The organism is Cytobacillus sp. MT66 (assembly GCF_058792595.1).
This window is the reverse complement of record NZ_JBXAFB010000001.1, coordinates 362,513-385,869: the sequence shown is the minus strand read 5'-3', so window position 1 is coordinate 385,869 and position 23,357 is coordinate 362,513. Positions and strand designations below refer to the sequence as shown.

Annotated in this window: 22 protein-coding genes and 1 pseudogene; 14 read left to right on the top strand and 9 right to left on the bottom strand. The window is 40.1% G+C overall.

Annotated elements, in window-relative coordinates; genetic code table 11:
- Positions 1 to 41 precede the first annotated feature (41 nt).
- Positions 42 to 1,232, top strand: coding sequence for a glycine C-acetyltransferase (locus tag AC1Q59_RS01900; protein WP_492364077.1), 1,191 nt, complete (start codon positions 42 to 44; stop codon positions 1,230 to 1,232).
- A gap of 43 nt (positions 1,233 to 1,275) precedes the next feature.
- The gene (locus AC1Q59_RS01895; protein WP_492364076.1) at positions 1,276 to 2,217 is read left to right on the top strand and encodes an L-threonine 3-dehydrogenase; all 942 of its coding nucleotides are present in this window, start codon (positions 1,276 to 1,278) and stop codon (positions 2,215 to 2,217) included.
- Positions 2,218 to 2,235: 18 nt separating this feature from the next.
- Here AC1Q59_RS01895 and selD read toward each other — a convergent pair whose 3' ends face one another.
- Positions 2,236 to 3,297, bottom strand: a complete 1,062-nt coding sequence (selD, locus tag AC1Q59_RS01890) for a selenide, water dikinase SelD (RefSeq protein WP_492364075.1) — start codon at positions 3,295 to 3,297, stop codon at positions 2,236 to 2,238.
- A 260-nt stretch (positions 3,298 to 3,557) separates the two neighbouring features.
- Here selD and AC1Q59_RS01885 point away from each other — a divergent pair.
- Positions 3,558 to 3,749 (top strand): annotated as a pseudogene (locus AC1Q59_RS01885) (SelT/SelW/SelH family protein); the annotation flags it as partial.
- A 151-nt stretch (positions 3,750 to 3,900) separates the two neighbouring features.
- Positions 3,901 to 5,304 carry an L-seryl-tRNA(Sec) selenium transferase gene (gene selA / locus AC1Q59_RS01880; RefSeq protein ID WP_492364074.1) on the top strand — a complete coding sequence of 468 codons (1,404 nt, stop codon included), beginning with the start codon at positions 3,901 to 3,903 and terminating at the stop codon, positions 5,302 to 5,304.
- Between the two features lie 199 nt (positions 5,305 to 5,503).
- Here selA and AC1Q59_RS01875 read toward each other — a convergent pair whose 3' ends face one another.
- Complete coding sequence (locus tag AC1Q59_RS01875; protein WP_492364073.1) at positions 5,504 to 5,647, bottom strand: small acid-soluble spore protein P; 144 nt, start codon at positions 5,645 to 5,647, stop codon at positions 5,504 to 5,506.
- Positions 5,648 to 5,757: 110 nt separating this feature from the next.
- Here AC1Q59_RS01875 and AC1Q59_RS01870 point away from each other — a divergent pair, with 110 nt between their 5' ends.
- Complete coding sequence (locus tag AC1Q59_RS01870; protein WP_492364072.1) at positions 5,758 to 6,018, top strand: hypothetical protein; 261 nt, start codon at positions 5,758 to 5,760, stop codon at positions 6,016 to 6,018.
- Between the two features lie 115 nt (positions 6,019 to 6,133).
- On the opposite strand, the gene sspO is transcribed toward AC1Q59_RS01870, so the two are convergent.
- Positions 6,134 to 6,283, bottom strand: a complete 150-nt coding sequence (gene sspO, locus AC1Q59_RS01865; protein WP_492364071.1) for a small acid-soluble spore protein SspO — start codon at positions 6,281 to 6,283, stop codon at positions 6,134 to 6,136.
- Positions 6,284 to 6,608: 325 nt separating this feature from the next.
- On the opposite strand from sspO, the gene acnA reads away from it, so the two are divergent.
- The 8 genes from acnA to AC1Q59_RS01825 all read left to right on the top strand — a co-directional run bounded on the left by acnA (position 6,609) and on the right by AC1Q59_RS01825 (position 14,097).
- Positions 6,609 to 9,317, top strand: coding sequence for an aconitate hydratase AcnA (acnA, locus tag AC1Q59_RS01860; protein ID WP_492364070.1), 2,709 nt, complete (start codon positions 6,609 to 6,611; stop codon positions 9,315 to 9,317).
- 115 nt (positions 9,318 to 9,432) lie between these two features.
- Entirely contained in the window at positions 9,433 to 9,945 is a 513-nt protein-coding gene (locus tag AC1Q59_RS01855) for a peroxiredoxin family protein (protein WP_492364069.1), read from the top strand.
- 202 nt (positions 9,946 to 10,147) lie between these two features.
- Positions 10,148 to 10,279 carry an FbpB family small basic protein gene (locus AC1Q59_RS01850; protein ID WP_492364068.1) on the top strand — a complete coding sequence of 44 codons (132 nt, stop codon included), beginning with the start codon at positions 10,148 to 10,150 and terminating at the stop codon, positions 10,277 to 10,279.
- 64 nt (positions 10,280 to 10,343) lie between these two features.
- Entirely contained in the window at positions 10,344 to 10,487 is a 144-nt protein-coding gene (locus tag AC1Q59_RS01845) for an acid-soluble spore protein N (protein WP_492364067.1), read from the top strand.
- 152 nt (positions 10,488 to 10,639) lie between these two features.
- On the top strand, positions 10,640 to 10,888 hold the full coding sequence (gene tlp / locus AC1Q59_RS01840) for a small acid-soluble spore protein Tlp (protein WP_492364066.1): 249 nt from the start codon (positions 10,640 to 10,642) through the stop codon (positions 10,886 to 10,888).
- A gap of 117 nt (positions 10,889 to 11,005) precedes the next feature.
- A complete protein-coding gene (locus tag AC1Q59_RS01835; RefSeq protein ID WP_492364065.1) occupies positions 11,006 to 13,342 on the top strand; it encodes an AAA family ATPase in 2,337 nt (778 codons plus the stop codon).
- A complete protein-coding gene (locus AC1Q59_RS01830; RefSeq protein WP_492364064.1) occupies positions 13,336 to 13,767 on the top strand; it encodes an acyl-CoA thioesterase in 432 nt (143 codons plus the stop codon). Before AC1Q59_RS01835 ends, AC1Q59_RS01830 begins: the two co-directional genes overlap by 7 nt.
- Positions 13,768 to 13,794: 27 nt before the next feature.
- Positions 13,795 to 14,097 carry a hypothetical protein gene (locus AC1Q59_RS01825; RefSeq protein WP_492364063.1) on the top strand — a complete coding sequence of 101 codons (303 nt, stop codon included), beginning with the start codon at positions 13,795 to 13,797 and terminating at the stop codon, positions 14,095 to 14,097.
- Between the two features lie 33 nt (positions 14,098 to 14,130).
- On the opposite strand, the gene AC1Q59_RS01820 is transcribed toward AC1Q59_RS01825, so the two are convergent.
- From AC1Q59_RS01820 to plsY, 4 genes are all read right to left on the bottom strand, one after another.
- A complete protein-coding gene (locus AC1Q59_RS01820) occupies positions 14,131 to 14,937 on the bottom strand; it encodes a CPBP family intramembrane glutamic endopeptidase (RefSeq protein WP_492364319.1) in 807 nt (268 codons plus the stop codon).
- Positions 14,938 to 14,985: 48 nt separating this feature from the next.
- Entirely contained in the window at positions 14,986 to 16,143 is a 1,158-nt protein-coding gene (locus tag AC1Q59_RS01815) for a CapA family protein (RefSeq protein WP_492364062.1), read from the bottom strand.
- A gap of 457 nt (positions 16,144 to 16,600) precedes the next feature.
- Positions 16,601 to 17,344, bottom strand: coding sequence for an ATP-binding protein (locus AC1Q59_RS01810; protein WP_492364061.1), 744 nt, complete (start codon positions 17,342 to 17,344; stop codon positions 16,601 to 16,603).
- 283 nt (positions 17,345 to 17,627) lie between these two features.
- The gene (gene plsY / locus AC1Q59_RS01805; RefSeq protein WP_492364060.1) at positions 17,628 to 18,212 is read right to left on the bottom strand and encodes a glycerol-3-phosphate 1-O-acyltransferase PlsY; all 585 of its coding nucleotides are present in this window, start codon (positions 18,210 to 18,212) and stop codon (positions 17,628 to 17,630) included.
- Between the two features lie 223 nt (positions 18,213 to 18,435).
- Here plsY and AC1Q59_RS01800 point away from each other — a divergent pair, with 223 nt between their 5' ends.
- Positions 18,436 to 20,157, top strand: a complete 1,722-nt coding sequence (locus AC1Q59_RS01800; protein WP_492364059.1) for a glycosyl hydrolase family 18 protein — start codon at positions 18,436 to 18,438, stop codon at positions 20,155 to 20,157.
- A gap of 52 nt (positions 20,158 to 20,209) precedes the next feature.
- On the opposite strand, the gene ade is transcribed toward AC1Q59_RS01800, so the two are convergent.
- Together ade and AC1Q59_RS01790 are read right to left on the bottom strand one after the other, a co-directional pair.
- Entirely contained in the window at positions 20,210 to 21,961 is a 1,752-nt protein-coding gene (gene ade / locus AC1Q59_RS01795; protein WP_492364058.1) for an adenine deaminase, read from the bottom strand.
- Positions 21,962 to 21,985: 24 nt separating this feature from the next.
- Positions 21,986 to 23,350 carry an NCS2 family permease gene (locus AC1Q59_RS01790; RefSeq protein ID WP_492364057.1) on the bottom strand — a complete coding sequence of 455 codons (1,365 nt, stop codon included), beginning with the start codon at positions 23,348 to 23,350 and terminating at the stop codon, positions 21,986 to 21,988.
- Positions 23,351 to 23,357: the final 7 nt, after the last annotated feature.

Below are 23,357 nucleotides of genomic sequence, written 5' to 3'. Positions count from 1 at the left end.
AGTGACATCATGATGAAATCATTACTATGGGGGATTGAACTATGACTAGCAAAACTTTGGATGCTTTTTTAAAGGAAAACCTTGAGGATTTAAAAGGGAAGGGTCTTTACAATGTCATTGACCCAGTTGAAGGCCCTAATGGCCCTGTTATAAAAATTAATGGAAGGGAGCTTATAAATCTTTCTTCTAATAATTATCTTGGCCTGGCGACAGATCAGCGCTTAAAAGATGCAGCGGTTGAGGCCATTGGTAAATATGGGGTAGGAGCGGGAGCCGTCCGAACAATCAATGGAACATTGGATATCCACTTAAAGCTTGAAAAGAAACTGGCTGAATTTAAACATACGGAAGCTGCTATTGCTTATCAATCAGGCTTCAACTGTAATATGGCTGCCATTTCAGCTGTGATGGACAAAAATGATGCTATCCTTTCAGATGAACTAAATCATGCATCCATTATTGACGGATGCCGTTTATCTAAAGCAAAGATAATCCGCGTTAACCACTCCGATATGGATGATCTGCGGGCTAAAGCAAAAGAGGCAACCGAATCTGGGCAATATAATAAAATTATGGTCATTACTGATGGGGTTTTCTCAATGGACGGCGATATTGCTAAATTGCCTGAAATCGTTGAAATTGCCGAGGAATTTGATCTCATTACTTATGTCGACGATGCACACGGATCTGGAGTTTTAGGAAAGGGTGCAGGAACAGTTAAGCATTTTGGTCTTTCTGATAAAATTGATTTCCAAATTGGCACACTTTCAAAAGCGATCGGCGTTGTCGGAGGTTATGTTGCCGGGAAGAGCGAATTAATTGATTGGCTCAAGGTCAGAAGCCGTCCGTTCCTATTTTCTACTTCCTTAACACCTGCTGATACGGCTGCCAGCCTAAAAGCGATTGAAATATTAATGGAAAGTACAGAGCTGAATGAAAAACTATGGGAAAATGCCAATTATTTAAAAGAAGGCTTAAAAAAGCTAGGATTTAATATTGGCAATAGCGAAACACCGATTACCCCTTGTATCATCGGTGACGAGGTTAAAACCCAGGCATTCAGCAAGAAACTGGATGATAACGGTGTTTATGCTAAATCCATCGTTTTTCCTACAGTTCCTAGAGGTACCGGAAGAGTAAGAAATATGCCGTCTGCGGCACATACGAAGGAAATGCTAGATCAGGCCATTTCCATATACGAGAAGGTTGGAAAAGAATTGGAAATTATTTAGAGAAATAGAGGATTTTTCAACAAGGGAAGGCTGGGAGGAAATTATGAAAAGAATTTTTATTACAGGCGCTTTAGGGCAAATTGGCTCAGAGCTGACAATGAAATTAAGAGATATTTATGGTGCAGATAATGTCATTGCCACAGACATCCGCAAAAATGATTCTGAGGCAGCTTTGTCCGGCCCTTTTGAAGTCGTTGATGTAACAGATACAAAAACAATAATTGAATCAGCGCGAAAACACAAGGCTGATACAATTATTCATATGGCTGCACTTCTTTCTGCTACGGCAGAAAAAAATCCTGTCTTTGCCTGGAATTTAAATATGGGCGGGCTTTTAAATGCTCTTGAGGCTGCAAGAGAGCTTAATTGTCAATTTTTTACACCAAGCTCAATCGGCGCTTTTGGTCCGCAAACACCAAAAGACCAGACTCCTCAGGATACCATTATGCGTCCAACTACTATGTACGGGGTAAATAAGGTTTCCGGCGAATTACTTTGCGATTATTATTTTCATAAGTTTGGCGTAGATACAAGGGGATTAAGATTCCCTGGCCTAATTTCATACGTAACCCCTCCTGGAGGGGGAACAACCGATTATGCCGTTGAAATTTATTATGAAGCGGTTAAAAATGGCCGATACACTTCCTATATTGATAAAGGCACGTATATGGATATGATGTATATGCCTGATGCGTTAAATGCCATTATGGATTTAATGGAGGCGGATTCTGCCAAACTTAAGCATCGCAACGCTTTTAATGTCACAGCAATGAGCTTTGATCCAGAGGAAATTGCTGCTGAAATTCGCAAATCGGTCCCAGGTTTCGAAATTTCCTATCAAGTGGATCCTGTTCGCCAGGAAATTGCTGAAAGCTGGCCAAATTCAATTGATGCAAGTGCGGCCAAAGAAGAATGGGGCTTTAAAGCCAAATATGACCTAGCTGCAATGACAAAAGACATGCTGGATAAATTGCAGACTAAATAAGGAAAATCCCTTGATTTTTTAATCAAGGGATTTTTTTGCGTAAATGAGCTTGTCTTTTTTCTCGGTAACTTTTCCGATAATGGCAGCATATCCAAGTCCTGCGTCATGCAGTTTTTCCACGTAGGCTTTAGCTTCCTTTTCGGGGATGGAAACAAGAAGCCCTCCAGAGGTTACCGCATCGCATAAAATAAATTGTTCCTCCTGGCTAAGGTTTTCATAAGAGACATCTTCCTTCACCCATGTATGGTTGGATTTCGTTCCGCCAGGGATAATACCAGCGGCAGCGAGTTCTTCCGTCCCTTCAAGGATCGGCACCTTAGAATAATCGAGCTCAAAGCTTGCATTGCTCCCTTTAGCCATTTCCGTTCCGTGGCCTACAAGGCCAAATCCAGTTACGTCCGTTACAGCATTTGGTGAGTAATTCATTAAGATTTCGGCCGCTGTTTTATTTAGCATGGCCATAAAATCTGTTACAGTTGCTTCCTGTTCTTTAGTGACCGCCCCGCGTTTTATCCCGGTAGTCATGATGCCAACTCCGATTGGCTTAGTTAGGACAAGGGCATCTCCTGGCTTTGCGCCGACATTTCTCCAGAAATGCTCAGGATGAACAAGTCCGGTAATGGAAAGTCCGAATTTTGGTTCCTGATCATCCACTGAATGTCCGCCGACAGTAATGGCTCCAGCTTCTTTTACCTTATCTGCTGCACCCTTAAGGATTTCAGCGAGCATGTCTCCGCCAAGTTTTTTAACAGGAAAGCCGACAATATTCATAACTGTTTTCGGCTGGCCTCCCATGGCATATACATCACTTAAAGCATTTGCCGCAGCAATTTGTCCGAACATATAAGGGTCGTCTACGATTGGTGTGAAGTAATCGACGGTTTGGATTAGGGCGATTGAGTCTGTTAATTTATACACACCAGCATCATCTGATGTTTCATTCCCCACCAGTAATTCTGGAATGGGATCTTGTTTTGGTAATTGACGCAAAACTTGCGCCAGGTCTTCAGGACCAATTTTGCATCCTCAGCCAGCTTTGGTTGACATTGATGTTAAACGGATTTTTTCATGTTCTGTCATGTGTATCCACCTCCAAGATTTAAGTATACCTTCTCTGAGAAAAATAATCACATATTGTTTATCCTATTTAACGAACAAAAAGACCCTCTCGTCTATCGTACGATGGATAGGTTGGTAAAAGTATGCTTTATTTGCGAATAACAAAAGGTTTGTACTACAATGACTATATATTAAAAGCTGAATTTTTTAAAAAAGGAGGTCAGGCCAACATGACATTTACTATAAAAGTTGAATTTTGCATGATGTGAAACTACGCACCAAAAGCCGCGGGTCTCGCGGAAGATCTCTTTACTGAATTTAGACATAAAATCGAAAAAATGGAGCTTATACCTAGCTCAGGAGGAGTATTTGAAGTATCCGTAAACGGAGAAAAAATATACTCTAAAGATGACACCGGGCTATTTCCAAAGTCATCGCAGATTATAGAAAAATTGAAAGAGCTGCAAGACTAATTCTATTAAGCCTTCTCATATTTATATGGGGAGGTTTTTTTGAGAGAGAAGCTCATGGAATGTCTAGCTTAAGGCGCTTAGGGTTTTGAAGTCCAATTTTTTCCCATCATAAAAGATGATATAATCAAGTGGGAAATTGGAGGGGATCAGAATGAAACATTTATTAAGATATATACCGCCGATACATGAGCTTCAAAAAGACGAGCGTTTTTTACAAATAATGAATAACAATAGCATTGATTTAATACATATAACCAATCTTTTAAAAGCTGTTATCAGCGGCATTCGGACTGACATGCTTGAAGGTGCGTGGGACGGGCCCGAACCTGGCAGCAGCGCCTTTCATGATGTCATTTTTCAAAAATTAGAAAAAGCAGCAGGAAAGGAATTCAGCTATACCATTAAGAGAGTAATAAATGCAACGGGTACAATTCTTCATACTAATTTGGGACGCGCGAGGCTGAGCAAGGATGCCGCTCAACATATGCTGGAAACAGCTGTTCATTATTCAAATCTTGAATATCAAATCGAGGAGGGAAAAAGGGGTTCAAGGCATAGTCATGTAGAAGGGGTAATTAAAACTTTGACAGGTGCAGAAGCGGCCATGGTTGTTAATAATAATGCGGCTGCTGTTTATTTAATTTTGAAGGCTTTAGCCGCTAATCAGGAGGTTATTGTCTCCAGAGGTCAGCTTGTGGAAATCGGCGGATCATTTAGGATCTCTTCTATTATGGAAGAAAGCGGGGCACATCTTGTTGAAATTGGCACAACCAATAAAACGCACCTGAAAGATTATGAAGAGGCAATTACCGAGCAAACAGCCATGGTCCTCAAGGTGCATACAAGCAACTATAAAGTTATCGGTTTTACCAAAACTGTTGAAACAGAGGAACTCGCAACGCTCGCAAAACAGCGCGGAGTCATTTTTTACGAAGACCTTGGCAGCGGAGCTTTATATAATTTCACCAAACATGGCATCGGTGATGAACCGGTTGTCAAGGAGGTATTAAATAAGGGAGCTGACCTTGTTTCATTTAGCGGGGACAAGCTATTAGGAGGTCCGCAGGCGGGAATTATCGCTGGAAAAAAAGAGCTGATTGATCAATTAAAAACGCATCAGCTTGCACGTGTATTGCGGGTCGATAAAATGACACTTGCTGCGTTAGAGGGTACCTTAAATGAATATGTAAAGGGAGACAGAGGGGTCAGAAATATTCCTATCATTCACGAACTGCTGCTTACACAGGAGGAAATGAAACAACGGACAGAAGGTTTTATTGCACAATTAAAGTCTGCTGCTGATCAATATGAAGTTTCTTTCACGGAAAGTATTGGCCAGGTTGGTGGAGGTACAATGCCGGATGTTGAACTGCCATCCTATGCTGCAGTAATAAAACATCATACCCTGACAGCACAAGAGCTTGCAGAAAAGTTAAGGAAAGACAGCTCGCCGAGCATCATTGTCCGGATTCAAAAGGATGAGGTCTTAATAGATTTGCGATCTGTTTCCGAAGAAGAAGAGGAAATCATTGTTGGGGCTTTGCAATCTTTCTGAAGGACAAATCGCGGGGAAAAATGGAGTTAAATGTCCTTCATAAGATTGATGAAGTACAAGGCGTGAGGAAAAATGAGGCTAGATGTCCTTCATAAGGTCGATGAAGGACAAATCACGAGATAAAAGGGTGCTAAATGACCTGCATACAGAAAAAAATCGGGGCTGTTGTATTTTTGCAGCCCCGGCGCCTGGACCTATCCTACATATCATGTCCAGAGTTATTTTTTTGTCTGGTATGGTTACGGTTCTTCACTTTTTTTGAACCGCTTAACGGCTCAGGCTGGCCTGAGTTTCCTCCTTTTGGAGCATTCCTTCTCATATCCTTGCTATCATTTTTGTTCATATCTATCCCTCCTCAACATTAGCATGGAAAATCTCTGCAAATATATACGGAATATTTTTTTTCACACCTGCACAATTTAAACTTACTAAATCATTAAGGAGTGAAAATTAATGCCATACAATAAAGATAAACAGCAGGCATTCCAAGCTGCACAGCAGGGAATTAGAGATGCACAGGAACTGTATTACGAAATAGTCAAGGATTCGGCAAGCTACGGCCATCAGCTGAAGCATTTAAAGCAAGAGGTCAATGAAGCATATGAACAAATTGAAAATGCCCTTGAGGTCGCTTCTGAAACACAGCGCAGCCAGTTAGAGCAATTTCAAAGAGATTTGGGCCAAATGGTCACTGAGGTCAATCAATTTCAATAAGTTAGTAAAGGAAGAACCCGTTAGCTGGGTTCTTTTTTTAGTTAGAGATGGATTAATTTTTCCATCTAGTGATAATCTAGCTCGCCGCTGTGCGGGTGTCCTCGGCTTTTCTCATTTATTGGTTCTTTTTCCGCTTCTTATTATTTTGCTTTTGCGCTTCTGTCAATGGTTCGTTAGCAAATTCTTCATTAAATCCTGCACCCATCCCTTGTCCTTTAGCGGCATTCATGCCAGGGATGACATGATTCGATTTTCTTTTTGCCATTTTCTTCACCTCCAAATAATAGTTTGCCTTGGAGCTGTTATTTTATGTTAAATAAAAGCTTTTTTGCTATAATAAAATCAGTTTGTAAAGCAATAATGAATAAGAGAAATAATTAAAGGGATGGGCTAATAATTAAAAAAATCTGTTCATTTTCCTTTGAGATAAGAAAAACTTATCGGAAACAATAACTTTCTTGTTATTTACTTATGTTAAAGGTTGTATTAAGATAGTAATTGTGAGAAAAGTTGGATGGGGCGAATATTCTAACTTTTTGACAATTTATTTCATTTCAATTGAATATTTATGTAAGAAGGGGGATTACCCGATGGCAAAAAATGATGTTTTCAATTCCCGCAAAGCATTAGAAGTTAACGGGAAAACTTATCACTATTATAACCTGGCTGCTCTAGAACAGGCTGGGGTGGGTAATGTTTCTAAATTGCCTTATTCTATCAAGGTTCTATTAGAATCTGTCCTTCGTCAATTAGACGGACGCGTTATTAAAAAAGAACATGTTGAAAATCTAGCAAAATGGGGAACAGACGAAGTAAAGGAAATTGATGTTCCTTTCAAACCTTCCCGTGTTATCCTTCAAGACTTCACTGGCGTTCCTGCAGTTGTTGACCTTGCTTCTCTTCGAAAAGCAATGGCTGACATGGGCGGAGATCCAGATAAAATCAACCCGCTTAAACCAGTGGATCTTGTTATTGACCACTCTGTTCAAGTTGACAGATTCGGCAGCCAAGATGCGCTTAACTTCAATATGCAGCTTGAGTTTGAACGTAACCAGGAGCGTTATCAGTTCCTAAGCTGGGCGCAAAAAGCATTTGATAACTATCGTGCAGTTCCGCCTGCAACAGGTATCGTTCACCAAGTAAACTTAGAATTTCTTGCAAATGTTGTTCATGCTGTTGAAAACGAAGACGGCGAAGTAGAAGCATTCCCAGATACACTAGTTGGAACTGACTCCCATACTACAATGATTAACGGTATCGGTGTTCTTGGCTGGGGTGTCGGCGGTATTGAAGCTGAAGCAGGCATGCTTGGACAGCCTTCATATTTCCCTGTACCGGAAGTTGTAGGGGTTAAATTAGTTGGCGAGCTTCCTGATGGAGCAACTGCAACAGACCTTGCTTTGAAAGTAACTCAAGTACTTCGTGCTCATGGTGTAGTTGGCAAATTTGTTGAGTTCTACGGTCCTGGAGTCGTATCACTTCCACTTGCAGACCGTGCAACGATTGCTAACATGGCTCCAGAATATGGCGCAACTTGCGGATTCTTCCCAGTAGATGCTGAATCATTAAATTACATGCGTTTAACTGGCCGCAGCGAAGAACAAATTAATTTGGTTGAAGCATACAGCAAAGAGAACGGTTTATTCTTTGATCCAAGCCTTGAACCAGTTTATACAAGTGTAGTTGAAATTAACCTTAATGAAATTGAAGCTAACCTTTCTGGTCCAAAGCGTCCGCAGGATTTAATTCCTCTTTCAGCAATGAAGGAAGAATTCAACAAAGCGGTTACTGCTCCACAGGGCAACCAAGGCTTTGGCTTTGACGAGAAGGAAATTGATAAAACAGCTACAGTTAAATTTGAAAACGGCAATGAGACTGTAATGAAGACTGGTGCGGTTGCTATTGCAGCTATCACTAGCTGTACAAACACTTCTAACCCATATGTTCTAGTTGCAGCGGGTCTAGTTGCTAAGAAAGCAGCAGAGCTTGGCATGAAGGTGCCAGCTTATGTGAAAACTTCATTAGCTCCAGGGTCTAAGGTTGTAACAGGCTATCTTCGTGATTCAGGTCTACAGCCATACCTAGATCAGCTAGGATTTAACCTTGTTGGTTACGGATGTACTACTTGTATCGGTAACTCAGGTCCTTTATTGCCAGAAATTGAAAAAGCTGTTTCTGAAAGCGACCTTCTTGTTACATCTGTTCTTTCAGGTAACCGTAACTTTGAAGGACGTATCCATCCGCTTGTAAAAGCTAACTATCTAGCTTCTCCACCGCTAGTTGTTGCTTATGCATTAGCTGGAACTGTGGATGTCGATCTTAAGAACGATGCCATTGGCAAAGATAAAGATGGAAACGACGTTTTCTTTAAAGACATTTGGCCAACAACTGCTGAAGTTAATGAAGTGGTTAAGAAAACTGTTACACCAGAATTATTCCGCAGAGAATACGAAAATGTATTCGGAGACAATGCTCTATGGAATAAGATTGAAACAAATGACGATGCATTATATGCATTTAATGATGATTCAACATATATTCAAAATCCTCCATTCTTTGAAGGATTATCAAAGGATCCAGATGAAGTAAAACCATTAGCTGGTTTACGCGTTGTTGGTAAATTCGGCGATTCCGTAACAACTGACCATATTTCTCCTGCTGGTGCAATTGGCAAAAATACACCTGCTGGAAAATATCTGCTTGAGAATGGTGTAGAAGTTCGTGATTTCAACTCCTACGGTTCACGCCGCGGAAACCACGAAGTCATGATGCGCGGTACATTTGCTAACATTCGTATCCGTAACCAAGTAGCACCTGGAACAGAAGGCGGTTATACAACTTACTGGCCAACAGGTGAAGTTATGTCCATTTACGATGCATGCATGAAGTATAAAGAAAATGGAACTGGCCTTGTTGTTCTTGCTGGTAAAGATTACGGAATGGGTTCTTCACGTGACTGGGCTGCTAAAGGTACAAACCTTCTAGGCATCAAAACAGTCATTGCTGAAAGCTATGAGCGTATTCACCGTTCTAACCTTGTATTAATGGGTGTTCTTCCACTTCAATTCAAGCAAGGCGAAAATGCTGAAGCTCTTGGCTTAACTGGCAAAGAGACAATCGATGTTCAAATCGATGAAAACGTCAAGCCTCATGACCTTGTAAAAGTAACTGCAACTGATGAAGAAGGCAATAAGAAAGAATTCGAAGTTGTTGTCCGTTTCGACTCAGAAGTAGAAATTGACTACTATCGTCATGGCGGTATTTTACAAATGGTTCTTCGTGAAAAATTAGCTAACTAATTTTCAAAAAGCGTGGGATTTCTCTTTGAAATCTCACGCTTTTTTATTTTTCCTCATGTTTCTAGGCATTTGGGCAAAAATACTAGTAACATTGACAAAAAGGATGTCGATAAAGTTGTTTAAAAAGACAATAGCTGCCTTTTTTTTCATTTCTTTTATGACTGCTATAATCGTACATGCCATGGAAACTGAGGAACCTGCTAAAACAAAATTAGTTGGGCCAGAGATCGGGATGGAGGCGCCTGAATTTGAACTAAAAAACCTGGACGGTGAAACAGTCAAGCTTTCCGATTTTAGAGGTAAAAAAGTAATGGTGAACTTCTGGGCTACCTGGTGCCCGCCATGCAAAAAAGAAATGCCCGCCATGCAGAAATTCTATAAGGAACATAAGGGTGACATTGTGATACTCGCCATCAATATTGACCCTGAAAGTGATGTGTCTGGTTATGCCCAAAAATTAGGCCTGCACTTTCCCATCTTGCTCGATAAACAGGATGAGGCTAACACCACATATAGGATCCTATCTATTCCAACCACTTTGTTTATTAATGAAGAAGGCATTATCCAATTTAAACACTACAGCACCATGTCATACCAGCGAATGAAAGAATATCTTTCCGAAATGTAAACACCGGCGATCCCGGTGTTTTTCTTTTTTCAACAATAAGGCTGTGTTAAAGCTCAATGTTGATTTTAGTCGCTTAGTTGATCTTCGCTGCAGGTGCTTAACCACAAAAAGCAAAAATCTATAAATTTTCAAAAAGTTGTAATAATTACAATTAAAAATGGCCATAATATTTGTACTATAGGTTAAAGGAAGGTGACTATCAATGAGAAAACCGAGAAAGCGTTCATTCGCTGAACTTGTTTCGGAAAATAAGCGTCAAATCATGCGCGACCTAGCTGCCATGGAAAGAATTGAGGAACGCTTAGAGGAAAAGCGTCTAAATAAAGCGGAGTGACATACATTTCCATAAATGAATCTTAACTGACTAGCAGATACTTTAGATAGAGGAGGGATTCATTATGGGAAATCCAAAAAGAGATGCACGAAAGTATACTCCAAACCATATTGGTACACAGCCACAGGGCTATGGCGGAAATAACGGCAAGAAAATGCAAAGCAATACAGGCGGTGTGCCGCAGGTTATGCAAACAAAAGGTGAATAAATAGATATTCAACCCGCTTTCACTAGACGAGAGAAAGCGGGCTTTTTTATGAATGCAAAAGACTTTGGTGCCCATGTTTCTCCTGGATAAATTTCAGGAGTTTTCGCAAACTAACCTTGTATCATCACCAATGATCAAAGGAGGAACTGGAAATGACTTATAACAACAAACCGAAGCCAGATGACCGCAGTGATAATGTCGAAAAGCTGCAATCCATGGTACAAAACACGATTGAGAATATTCACGAGGCCGAGGCTGCTGCAAAGTTTGCTGAAGGCCAAGACCGTGCCAATATTGAGGCAAAAAACGAACGCCGCAGAGAAAGTATTGAAGCTATGCGCTCTGAAATTAAGGATGAAGCACACGCACAGCAGAACGGCGGACAAAATAACTATCAGTAACTAGAAAACGAATCACCGAGACCTGATCCCCATCTATTGGGTCAGGTCATTTTCTTTTTTGGAACTGATGAGGATGTGTTAAGATAGAAAGGATCTTAATATGAAGAGTGATACATAATGGAAAAACATAAAAATCAAAGCTATCTCAATGAACAAATACAAATATGGAAGTCCGAGCTAACCGATAATGGCTTTTTAACGGATGAACGGCCAGTTATCGCCGCAATTAAATCCTTGCAGGAAGATAGGGATCGTGAAACTGTTTCAGAATTATTGACGATCGCCGGCCTTTCGCGGCTAGGGAAATTTGAGCAAGATTCGGTTGGGCTTGCTTGGATTCAGAAAGCGCATCAATTAAATATAAATAATCAGCTGGCAGCTGATGTCATATCAAAACGACAGTGGAACGATAAAAAAGGATTCCTGCAGGTGTTATCCTTCCCCGCGTTACGGGAAACAGACAGCAGACAAGCAAAAATGGGCACTGCCAAGCAAATTATAGATCTTTGCCAGCAATTTTTGCCATTGGCAGAGTTGGAGCGGCAAACCATCCATAATGCCATGGAATCATCAAAGGAACAGTCATCGTATCAGCAATATCAACAATTAATAGATATATTAGAAAAGATCCTTAATGAAACGGAATTATTATTAAAGGCCTCGGAAGAATTTATCCAATCTGTTTCTGGTATGTTTTATAATTCGGGCTATTATAGCGATATGAAAAATCATCTTGATTTAATCGAGGACATGAAAAAGGAATGGAAGGACCTTTTTATCTTCAAAGATTTAAGGCAGCCAAGCCAAGCTAGTGCATTGGATGAGCTTCAAGATATGATTGGACTAGAATCTGTTAAAGAAAGAATGAATGACTTTTACCGCTTTCTTACCTATCAAAAAAATCGCAAGCAGCTTGGCTTTAAAACAAAGGATGAATTAAGCCTGAATATGATTTTAACCGGTGATCCGGGGACAGGAAAAACAACCTTGGCAAGGCTTTTAGCGAAAATTTATCATGAGTTGGGTGTTTTGCCAAAGGAAGAAGTAGTTGAAGTGAACCGCTCCCATCTTGTCGGTGCATACGTTGGGCAGACTGAGGAGAATGTCCGCTCCATCGTGGAAAAGGCTCTCGGTGGAGTGTTATTTATTGATGAAGCCTATAGTTTGAAAAGAATTGGTCAGTCAGGAAATGACTACGGACAGGCTGTGATAGATACACTTGTTTCTTTAATGACGGGTTCCGACTTCGGGGGTAAATTTGCTGTAGTCCTGGCAGGCTATCCTGAGGAAATGAGACAATTTCTTGATGCCAATCCAGGATTGAGAAGCCGGTTTCCAAATTCTAACCACATTCACCTGCCAAGCTATTCAAACGAAGAACTCATTGAAATGGCAGAAAAATTTGCTTATGAAAATGATTATATGATAACGGAAGAAGCAAAGTATATTCTTGAGGATCAAATTGAGAATGAACGTGTGGACGAAACATTTGGTAACGCACGGACTGTCAAAAATATTGTACTGAATGCCATTTTCAAAAAAGGAGCTCAGTCCAGTCAGGAAGAGCAAATCCTTAGCTATACCTTATTGGAAAAAGAAGACTTTGAAATCAAGGAAGAGGAGAAATCAGCAGGTCCCAGCGAAAAACTAGCGGGTCTTATTGGTCTTGATACAATAAAGCATGAAGTCACTAGGCTTATTTCCTTCGTGAAAATACAGCAGATGAGAAGAAGTAAAGGGCTTCCTGCAGTCCCCATCCAACTGCACTCCGTATTTACGGGTAACCCTGGGACAGGGAAAACGACAGTAGCAAAAATTTATGCCGAATTGCTAAAAGAGTGCGGCCTATTAAAAAGAGGCCATTTAATCGTCGCAAGCAGATCAGATTTCGTGGCAGGGTATGTCGGACAGACAGCAATAAAAACAAAAAGAAAAATTAAAGAAGCGCTAGGCGGTGTCCTATTTATAGATGAAGCCTATTCGCTGCTGCGTGCTGCTCCAGGAGACTTTGGCAAAGAGGCTGTTGATACGCTTGTTGATGAAATGACCAAGCATAACGAAAATCTCGTAGTGATACTTGCTGGCTATCCAAAGGAAATGGAATCCTTGCTCCAAAGCAATCCTGGGCTAAAGTCCAGATTTAAAAAGTTCTTCCATTTTCCTGATTATGCAGCTGGAGAATTGCTGCAGATTATCATTTCCTATGCCTCAAATTTTCAATATCGGTTAAATGAAGAGGCTATTGATTATCTTAAAGAGCATTTGCAGCTTGCACCGAATAATGGCAATGGGAGATTTGCTACTAATTTAACAGATGAAGCCATTCAGTTCCAGGCGATCAGATTAATGTCTGAACATGAGGAAATGGAACAAATAGAAGAAATATCCTTCCTTGAAAAAGCGGACTTTGAATTGGCACTTAATCGTATGAGAAAAGGGGAATCATCATGCTAGTTGTTGAAAGGGAAATTGAAGTTAGATATGCAGAAACCGATCAGATGGGCGTTGTTTACCATGCCAACTACCTTGTCTGGATGGAATTAGGGCGAACACAGCTGATAAATGAATTAGGGTTTAGCTATGCTCAGCTTGAAAAGGAGGGGATTCTCTCTCCTGTTTTAGATATTCAGGCATCGTATAAAAAACCGCTAAGATATGGGCAAATAGCAACTGTAAAAACATGGGTTGAGGAATATGATGGTCTTCGCATTGTATATGGATACGAGATTTTTACACCAGAAGGTGAGCTGGCTGTTACTGGTATGTCCAAGCACACATGCGTAAAAAGGGAGAGTTTCCGTCCAGTTTCAATTAAAAGATCTTTTCCTGATTGGCATGAAGCCTATGAAAAGGCAAAAAAACAGCCTGTACAGAGCTAAGTTGATGGAAATAAAGGGGGGCTTGTTTTGGCATTTGGAATAAAAAAAGAGGATATCAGATTGTGGAAAGCAAAAATTGACCAGGGGGAAATTGCATTTTTAACCCATTATTGGCTTGATGATCGGTTTCCAGGCAGTAAGACAGTGACAAAAGTTGGGTGCAGTGATTTAAATAAATTAATCCAATGGGGAAAAAAGTATTGCTTAAAGGAAGAGTGGATCCATCACCGGGAAGACGGTTATTCTCATTTTGATTTAATTGGTGAAAAAGGAGCAAAGATCTTAAAAAGTGAGGGTTTAGAGAACCATATTTGGTTTGAACAGGGTTAGAGCATACTGACTACTCTAACCCTGTTTGTTTTGTCAGCCGGGATAAGGAATGATTCCGCTGACAATCATCAAACCATTATAGAAAAAATGCCAGATCATTGCTGGAAATAGGCTCCTGGAACGAACAGTTATACCAGCATAAAAAACTCCCCCTGCTGCAAATCCCAGGCAAATCGGCAAAGAGTAGCCAAGCGCCAAATGGGACAATCCAAAAGCGAGTCCAGAAAAAATAACAGCTGCCTTTTCTCCGGCCAGATCCTTCATTCTTGTCAACAATAAGCCTCTCCATAAAGCTTCTTCTATAATGGCATTAATAGCAGAAAAAAGTATAAGGAATGTAAGAAATGAAAGGCTCAGCACCATGTTTTCTTTAAGTATCAATGGGATGAAGGCGATCACATTGATACTTAAAGCAATCATTAAAAAGGTTTTAATAGAAACCGTATGGAAACCTTTCCAAATAAAAGGGAAGGAGATCTTTTCCTTCCAATTGGGCAAGCCATAAAAGTCATTTGCTCTTTTGCCAAATTTCTTTGATACATAATAAATGAACAGAATTGGAAATAGCAATAAAAAGCGTTTAACAATCATGATCGTGCTGAAACTAAACGGCAATTCCTCTGTTAGCCGATCCCCGTACAAATAAAAAACATATCCCAGTAAATAGGCAGCAGCTGTCCAAATGAATAATCGATTTGGTTCACTTTTTATCATTAAATAAAGGATAAAACAAAAAATCGAAATAAAGGCAAAGGTAAAAAGCTGATATTGAGCTAAGAGTATGATAGCAATGAATAGGAGAAGCTGCATATATATAAGCGGTGCAGTCTGCTTTTTCATTTTCGTCACCGGTCTCACCCTCTCATTATTCCTCTAGCTATTTTACCATTACTTCAGGCCTCCAAGCATATGCTGCTGGATTTCTTTATATTTATTTTCTGCATTTTTTAATCCATAGCTTGCAGCATTTTGTAATGGGACGATTCGGTATTGTTTTAACCCCTTATTAGAAACATAGGTTGGGTAAAATTGCGGATTATTGATTGTAATCTTTTTTCCGCCATCATAGACTTCTTTAGTAATTTCAACAGTAGCCATTCCGCCAATATCTTTATAATCATGATATTGTCCTGAAAGGAAGTTTCCTAATGAGTATACAACGAACACATCCCGGCCATCCTTTGCTTTAATCCAGGACATTGGCTGAAGAACATGGGGATGATGACCAAAAATCACATCAATCCCTTCGTCCGCAAGAAATTGTGCTAATTCTATTTGCGCCTCAACAGGATGACGTTGGTATTCATTCCCCCAATGAATGCTCATAATCAGTACGTCCGCCACACCTTTTGCTCGGTAAATTTCTTGTTTTATCGCTTCTTTGTCAATCAGATTTACTAGATATTCTTTTCCTTCGGGAACTGGGATTCCGTTCGTCCCATATGTATAGGAGAGAAAACCAATCTTAATCCCGTTTTTGGTGATGACTTTAAGTTTTTGCTTATCCTCATGACTTCGATATGTCCCAACATGGGAAAGGCCAATCTGATCCATATAATTTAGCGAGGCAATCTGACCCTTTTCGCCCTTATCGAGTGAATGATTGTTTGCAGTTGAGACAATATCAACACCGGCATCTATTAAAGCATCGCCAACTTCCTGTGGACTGTTAAATAAGGGATAGCTGGAAATTCCAAATGTCTCTCCGCCAAGAATGGTTTCTTGGTTCGCAAGCAAAACATCAGGCTGCTGCAGCAAAGGTTTGACCTGTTCAAACATTGGCTTGAAGTTATATCCAGCGGCTGCTTTAGCATCGTTATATACCCAATCATGAATCAAAATATCACCGATGCCTCCGATGGTAACTGTCTCAATCACAGTCTTTGAGAGGGAAACTGTTTGCTTTGCCTCATGCAAATGAATTTGCAAAGGGGCTGTTTCCTTAGCAGAAGCCTCTTGATACATTTGAATCATTAAAAAGACAGATATGATAACCAATGCTATGCATAAAAGAAGGGAAAATAGTAAACTATTTATCTTTTTCATAGACCCGTTCACCTTCGCATCACTTTTACCCTACTATAATACAAATTTCTTGATTTTTCGCTAAATTTTTTAAAAAGTTCGGAAAAATTCTTATCTGGTGAATTTTCAACAGGCAGGGGATATAATAAAAAACGAGAGCGGGGTGATGTAATGTTAAAGCTAACTGGGAGTGCCCATCAGAAGCTTATACAGGAAATTACAAAGGAACAAAAATCTGATGATGAAGTGCTGTATGTCCGCCTGACTATGGGAATTGGCTGAGGTGGTCCCAAACTTAAGCTGTCTCTGGAAGAGCGGCCATTAACAGATGATAAAGAATTTGAAATAGAAGGAATCAAAATATTAATTCACGAAAAAGATCTTGTTTATTTTGATCATGCGAAGCTTGACTATGTTTCAGATCTTTTAGGGAACAAGCATTTTAAACTTCTAAAAATCTAATAAAACAAGCGGCAATTTAGCTCTGCCGCTTGTTTTTGAGTGGGAGTTCAATGGTAAAAGCCGTTCCTTTCCCAGGAAAACTGCTGATATTTATTTGCCCATGGTGATTATCAATAATTTTCTTGCATATAGACATTCCGATCCCCGTGCCGGATTGCTTTGTTGTGAAAAAAGGGATATACATACTTGTAAGGGTTTCCTCGTCCATGCCGCATCCGTTATCCTCAATCATAATGTATGCTTTATCACCATTCACAGTAACGTTCAAATGAATTTTTCCTTTTTGTTGATTTGTTAAAATTGCCTCGATAGCGTTTTTGATAATATTATGTAAGACTTGTTTTAGCTGATTTGCGTCGCCGGTCACGACGGGTTCATCAACAGACAGTGCAAAGCCAAGATCGATTTTTTTCAGAATAGCTTCACTTTCAAATAAAAGAGTCATTTCCTGTACCAGCTTATTTAGCGCTACATCTGTTTGCATATTTTGACTGGGCTTCGATGCATTTAAAAAGTCAAATATAAGTTTGTTTGCCCGATCTAATTCATCAATGGCAATATCTACATAGATTTCTTTTCCGATTTCTTCAAGGTAGGGCCTTAACAGCTGCATAAAGCCCTTTACTGTTGTTAGCGGGTTTCTTATTTCATGGGCAATACCTGCGGCTAATTGATTGTAAGAAAGCAGTTCCTCATTTTTTGTTTGCTGCAAATTGGCTTGGGAATGATTAAGATTATTTTGCTTTTTTTCTGTATCCATATTATTACCATCCTTTAAACTGATTCATAAATTCGATTGAAATTAAAAACTTCGATTTAATCTATGACGAAAAAAAGCAATTTATGTTCGGTTTTGTTATATTTTAAAATATTTTAGCAGAGAAATAGAAAAACAGGTAAATCTTACTATAATAATAACAGAAAAAGTAAAGATTTTAAATAGAGAACAAAACGTTGTGTTTTTCGAACGAACGCCATTCTATACAAAATAAAAAGCAGAGGATTCGATGTCCTGCTGCTCTAAGAATAATATGTGTATTTTATTAAAGCCATTTAATCTTTGGCTCAGTTTTTTCGATAATTCGTTTAATATTTGCTCTGTGTCTGTAAAAGACAAAAAAGGCTAGAAGAGATACAACAATCATTAGTGGGATATCCCATACGACTATTGAATAAATAACAGCAACAATGGCTGCAATCATTGATGAAAGCGACACATATTTTGTAATATACAAACTAATAAAGAATGCGGCGATCAGAAGCAGGAACATTGGAAAAACATAACCTAAAAGGATTCCGCCGGAGGTAGCCACAGCTTTGCCGCCTTTAAATCCTGCGAAAACTGGATACATATGTCCAATAACCGCAAAAATGCCAGCCATCAATGGGTGCATGTCTGATCCAAATAAAGCAGGGAGAAGTACAGCCGCAGTTCCTTTTAAAATATCGGCAATGGTAACGGTCAGCCCGGCTTTTACACCTAATGTCCGAAACGTGTTCGTTCCGCCTAAGTTGCCGCTCCCATGTTCACGTATATCTACTCCATAAAAGGTTTTCCCTACAATTAATCCAGACGGGATCGACCCCAGTAAATAAGCTAAAATAATAATTACGCCATATATTACCATGAAAACTCTCCTTCAAACTTTGTTACCCTTAATACAGTGTATTTTCTGCCAAGGTGTGAATCTCAATTTTATGTGTTTTTATTGTACCATGTCCCACATATTTCACACCATGCTCAATTTAAAGTATTTCGAAAATACGGATGATGATTCGGTCATATTAAGAGGAAATTCTTCTTTTCAAATTAGGGCATGTTCGTTAGGATATCTATAGGGAGGTCGAAGAATGCCGCAAATTGAATACCGCAAACCAAAAAAGTTGGCAAAAGGATGGATTATTGCCGGTCTTTTGTTTGCTTTTTTATTGATTATTTCTAGTATTCTACTATTATTATATCCATTCGCTTCATCAAAAAAGACCGCTTATTTTCAAGGGGAATACCCGATATTATATGCAGGAGCCCAAAACGGGAATGCTTTGATCGAACGTGATAGCGTGTATATTCCGATATCTTTTTTAAAAAAGAACTTCGATGACGGAATTGCGTATGATGAGAAATCAAATTCAGTCATCATTACGACGAAAAATAAAGTTGTACAAATGCCTTCTGAATCCTTAACGTATTTTGTTAATGAAAAGCCTGTTGAGCTGCATTTTTCTGTATCTAAAATGAAGGATGATGAAATCTACTTGGCTTTAGAACCTTTATTGGCTTACTATCCAGTTTCCTATACAAAACTGCCAGATTCCAATGCGATATGGATTCAAAAAGATGGAGACAAAATCAAACATGCAAAAATTACCGATCATGAAGTTCATGAGGAAAAGCTTCGATTAAGAACGGATGCTAGTTTACAATCTCCTTATACGGATCAGCTGAAAAATACGGAAAAGGTATATATCGAGGGCGAGAAAAAGGATTATTATTTCATTAGAAAAGAAAACGGGTCAGCAGGATATATTAAAAAGGACCATGTAATTGAAGGAGATACAGAGCAAGTCGCAATTTATCATGGAAAGGAGCCAGTCTTGCCTCCAAAGATTGACGGACCAATTCATTTAACATGGGAAGCTGTCTATACACAAAATCCTGACACTGAAAAAATTCCAAACATGCCTGGCGTCAATGTCGTTTCACCTACCTGGTTTGAGCTGGGTGATGCGCAGGGTTCGATTAAGAATCTTGGCTCGCTTGACTATGTGAATTGGGCGAAAGGCCAGGGCTACCAGGTATGGGGATTGTTTTCCAATGCCTTTGATCCAGCATTGACACATGAAGCATTTAAAAATTTCGAGACAAGACAAAGGATGATCAGGCAGCTTCTTCATTACAGCCAAATGTATCATCTAAACGGGATTAATCTCGATATTGAAAATGTGAATCCAGAAGATGGCCCGCTTATTACTCAGTTCGTTCGCGAAGCAGTCCCCTATTTTCATGAAGCAGGCTTGATCGTTTCTATGGACATTACCTTTATTTCCACGAGCGGTAATTGGTCCGCTTTTTACGAGAGAGACAAGCTCGCTGGACTTGTAGATTACTTGGCTGTTATGGCGTATGACGAACATTGGGGAACGTCGCCTGTTGCCGGCAGTGTTGCCAGTTTACCGTGGGTCGAAAAGAATCTGCAGAAACTTCTTGAGGTTGTGCCAAATGAAAGGTTAATTCTTGGCGTTCCGCTTTATACAAGGCTATGGGAAGTGAAGGATTCCGGAGAGGTTTCATCAAAAGCGCTATCGATGGTAAAAGTGAAGCAATGGATGGACGAAAATGGCATCGCTCCTGTCTATGATGAGATGAGCGGACAAAATTACGCTGAGCTTCGCATCGAGGAGGAGGCACTTACCTACAAAGTCTGGCTGGAAGATGAGCTTTCTCTAAATAAGCGGGCAGAGCTTGCCTTTAGGTACAATTTAGCAGGTGTAGCAAGCTGGTCCAGATATTTTGCTGATGATTCCGCATGGCTTGCATTGTCACTAGAAAATAAACAAATGACAAAAAAGTGAATGTAAGATTAATAGATTAAAAGGCGGCTTCCAAAACAGGAGCCGCCTCATTTTAATTATTCATCATCACTTGTATATCAATATGCTTAAATTTCTTCACATCGAATAGGCCAATATCTGTTAGCTTTAATTCCGGGATAACTGGCAGAGCAAGAAAAGACAAAGTGATAAAAGGATTAAAAGTCATGGAGCAGCCAATCTGCCTTAGAGCCTGGTTAAGTTCTGAGAAATTTTCGTAGATGGCTCCTGATCCCATATCTGACATCAGTCCGGCAATTGGCAGAGATAGTCCGGCGATCATTTCCCCATCCTGAACAACAACAAGGCCGCCTTTCATGTCTGAAGTGCATTCAATAGCCATTAAAATATCTTCATCAGATGTTCCCGCTGCAACAATATTATGCGAGTCATGTGCAACTGTTGAGGCAACAGCGCCATTTTTTATTCCCAAACCTTTAATAATCCCAAGTCCAATATTGCCGGTATTATTATGCCGCTCAATGACAGCAATTTTCAGCTGATCCTTCTCCGGATTAATTTGAAAAGCCCCATTTTTAATATCAACGTTTTCAATTAAATGTTCAGTTACAATCATATTCGGGATGATGCCAATGATATTTGCCTCGCTGCTGTCATCCATTTTCATCTGCAAATTTTCAGCTGTTATCGAACTAATGTTGACACTGTCGATAATGGATGGCGAGGGAACTATTTTGGATTTGGCGGACAGGATGACTTTGCCATTTTCAGCTGCAAGCTTTCCGCCCTTATACACTCGCTCAATCCCAATGCTTTCAAGGTCATTTACTATGAGGAGATCAGCCTCGTAACCCGGAGCAATTGCCCCTTTTGATTTAAGTCCGAAGCACTCTGCAGCATTTAATGTCGCCATTTGAATGGCAAGGAGCGGGTCAAGACCTTGGCGGATTGCCGTCTTTACATTATAGTTAATGCTCCCGTCATCAATAAGTTCATCCAGATGCTTATCATCTGTTACAAATAAACAGCGGCGCGCGTTGTTTTCATTCACAGCCTTCAAAAGCGTAACTAAGTCTTTTGCGGCTGAACCTTCACGAAGCATGACATACATCCCTTTGCGAAGGCGATCGAGTGCCTCTTCTGCAGTAACACATTCATGGTCTGTTTTAATCCCTGCAGCCATATAAACATTAATGCCGTCCCCATCAATCCCCGCAGCATGGCCATCTATATGCTTTTCTTTTGCCCGGGCACTCAAAAGCTTTGCCAGCATTATATCATCTTTATAAAACACAGACGGATAATCCATGACCTCGCCTAGACCAATGACCCTTGGATGAGAATAGAAGGGCTCCAGATGTGAATCTAAAAGAGTTGCTCCCGCATTCTCAAAGGGTGTTGCCGGAACACAAGAAGGCAGCATAAGCAGGACATCCAGCGGAATATCTTCTGATGCTTGGAGCATGAAATCAATCCCATCTGTACCCGTCACATTGGCAATTTCATGGGGGTCGGCGATAATGGTTGTTACCCCATGCGGAATCACTACATTGGAAAACTCCGCAGGAGTTACCATAGCAGATTCTATATGAACATGCCCATCAATAAAGCCGGGAATCACATACTTGCCGGACGCATCAAAAGTCTCAATTCCTTCATATTCACCAAGACCAGCCACATAACCGTCGGCAATCGCGATATCCTCTGTTAAAATTTCTCTAGTGAAAACGTTTACAACATTGCCGTTTTTAATCACCAGGTCGGCGGGAATTCTTTTTGCCGCAACATCAATTCTTTTTTTTAGAGCATCCTTTGTTACCCTCAAACAATACCCCTCTTTCTGTTAAAATTAATGACCACCCATAATAAAGTTGATGATGAAAGCGATGCTGACCACATACATGATCCAGTGAATCTGCTGTGTCTTTCCGGTCAGCAGCTTCAAAAGGGTATAGGAAATAAACCCAAAGGCTAGACCTGTAGCGATACTGTAGGTTAATGGCATTAATATGATTGTTAGAAATACTGGAATCACATCTGTAAAATCATCAAAACTGATATTTTTAATTTCGCTGATCATCAAGGCACCCACAAGGATAAGAATTGGTGCTGTTGCAACAGAAGGAACGAAGACAATCAGCGGTGCAAAAACTAGTGCAGCAAAGAATAAGATGCCAGCTGTCAGAGCGGTTAAACCCGTTCTTCCGCCTTCTTGTATACCAGTAGCATTCTCAACATAGGCATTTAATGCTGTGCTTCCAAACGATGCACTGGCCATTGTCCCAATCGCATCAGCCTGCAGTGCACGGTCAAGGTTTTGGATTTTCCCATTTTCATCCATTAACCCGGCTTTCTTTGTCAAACCAATTAAAGTTGCCAGGTTATCAAATAATTCGACGATTGTGAATGAGAAAATAACTGAGATGATACCGTACGCGATGGCTCCTTTAATATCCATGGCTAAAAAAGTTTCGGATAAACTAGGAAGATTAAACGAAACCACATCGCTGATAGATTTTGGGTAGGAAATAAATCCGGTGATCATTGCAATTATACTTGTTGCAAGGATACTTACCAGCAGGGCACCCTTCATTTTTTTCGCCATCAAGAAAGAGGCGATGATTAATCCGAGCAGGGCTAGTATAGGCCCAAGGCTTGTTAAATCTCCAATTGTAACAATAGTTGCATCGCTTGCAACTACAAGCTCTGCATTTTGGAAGCCGATAAACGCAATAAACAGGCCTATCCCAACCCCAATAGCCGATTTCAGTACAGGTGGCACTCCGTCAACAATCTTTTGCCGTATTCCTGTGATGGTCAGAATTAAAAAGACAACACCAGAAATAAATACAGCTCCTAAAGCTGTCTGCCATGTAAGTCCTTGACCTAATACAACGGTATAGGCAAAAAAGGCATTTAAGCCCATACCAGGGGCAACTGCAACTGGATAGTTCGCCCAAAGCGCCATTAAAATTGTACAGAAAACACTAGCATAAATAGTTGCAGCTAATGCAGCTTCCTTTGGAATGCCCGCATCAGCTAATATTGCCGGATTAACAAAAATGATATAGCTCATCGTTAAAAAGGATGTAACCCCTGCAAGTACTTCTGTACGAACATTGGTATTCCTATCGGATAGTTTAAACAACCGTTCTAACAGGCCATTCTTAGAGGGTGGAAGGTTGGATCCTAAACCTTTTTCAATCATGGACATGAAAGAC